The sequence below is a fragment of the Bradyrhizobium sp. P5_C11_2 genome, from assembly GCF_054049755.1.
On record NZ_JBFULT010001004.1, the window covers coordinates 1 to 1360 of the forward strand.

Consider the following 1360-nt stretch of genomic DNA (forward strand, 5'->3'; position numbering starts at 1 on the left):
CTCCTCGACATGGCGGAAGCTGAGGGTGAAGCGCAGGTACATCCACACGGCGCGCTGGATGATGTCGCGCGGAAAGCGGTAGCCGGAGTACGAGAGCGGGCTCATGCGGCCCGGCTACGATGCTGGATCGGTCGCGGCAAGCCGGCGACCTTGCCAACGTGACAAGCCCCCGTCATGGCCTCGAAGCATGTCGGCGCCGATGTGAACTACGCCTGGCCGACCGCGCAGATCGCGGTGATGGGCGCGAAAGGTGCAGTCGAGATCATCTTCCGGAGCGAACTGGGCGACCCCGAGAAGATCGCGGCCCGGACCGGGGAGTACCAGGATCGCTTCCTGTCCCCGTTTGTCGCGGCCGAGCGCGGCTACATCGACGAGGTGATCATGCCGCACTCGACCCGCAGCCGGATCGCCCGGGCGCTGGGCATGCTCCGCACCAAGAAGATGGAGCAGTCCTGGAAGAAGCACGACAACATCTCGCTCTAAGGCGGCATTCTCATCATCGTGTCGCCAGACCGGGAAGGGGAGTTCGAAGCCCGTGATCCGATGGCAGCAGGACTACCGTGGCTGGCGCATCTGGCAGGATCAATCAGCTTTTTATGCGCGCGAACCAGCTTGCCGCTATTCAGCCTGCACACTCACTGCAACCAGCCTTCGCCGTCTATGCACCGGCGTCGATGCGGTCGAGCGCTCGTATGCCGGGGAGCCGGCACCGATCTGGTATCTGTTCGCAATGGCCTTTCCCGGATTCGGTCCGATTGATCTCAGCGGCGTCGAATAATCGACGTCAATAAAAAGTTAACATTCTTAAATACGATCTTTAGACTGAATGTGAAACATAGACATTGAACAAACGACGACCTGCCCCAAACGGATCGGAATGAGTTCGCAAAGGTCCATTGTAAGCGGTGCTCGTGACTTGCGCTCGGGTTAAGTGTCGCGGTTTCTACGCCGATCGACAGGTCTGGATATGGCCTCGTGCGGCCGGGGAAATCATGGACATGATGCCGAGGCTGCGAATCGGCGGCCGGATCTATAGCCAGGCCATGTACTCGCAGTCCGACCGTACTGACTCAAATATCTTCAATATGGGCTACCCGTCCGCTTTTCGGGCGTGTCGCAAACGCGAATAGGCCGACGTTCACGGCTCGTTAGGCATACCTGCCGAGCTTGCCGCTCCGCTTTCGGAGCCGGCCCATGATCCTGTCTGTCATCGCTGCCAAGCTCAAGCAGCGCGCCAAAGCCGACTTCAGGGTCCGGCACTTCGAAGCCGCGCTCAACGTGCAGGCAGTCTCCTGGTACCTGCGCTACCCGCTGAGCTACCGCGACATCGAGGAGTTGTTCCTGGAACGCGGTCTGGAGG

Annotated in this window: 1 protein-coding gene and 3 pseudogenes; 3 read left to right on the forward strand and 1 reads right to left on the reverse strand. The window is 60.4% G+C overall.

Features of this window, described 5'->3' with window-relative positions; translation table 11 throughout:
- Positions 1-105: pseudogene (locus tag ACXJL8_RS41130) on the reverse strand (IS6 family transposase); the annotation flags it as partial.
- Between the two features lie 66 nt (positions 106-171).
- Here ACXJL8_RS41130 and ACXJL8_RS41135 point away from each other — a divergent pair.
- From ACXJL8_RS41135 to ACXJL8_RS41145, 3 genes and pseudogenes are all read left to right on the forward strand, one after another.
- Positions 172-483, forward strand: a pseudogene (locus ACXJL8_RS41135) (carboxyl transferase domain-containing protein); the annotation flags it as partial.
- A gap of 52 nt (positions 484-535) precedes the next feature.
- Positions 536-778, forward strand: coding sequence for a hypothetical protein (locus ACXJL8_RS41140; protein ID WP_456687047.1), 243 nt, complete (start codon positions 536-538; stop codon positions 776-778).
- A 416-nt stretch (positions 779-1194) separates the two neighbouring features.
- Positions 1195-1360, forward strand: a pseudogene (locus ACXJL8_RS41145) (IS6 family transposase); the annotation flags it as partial.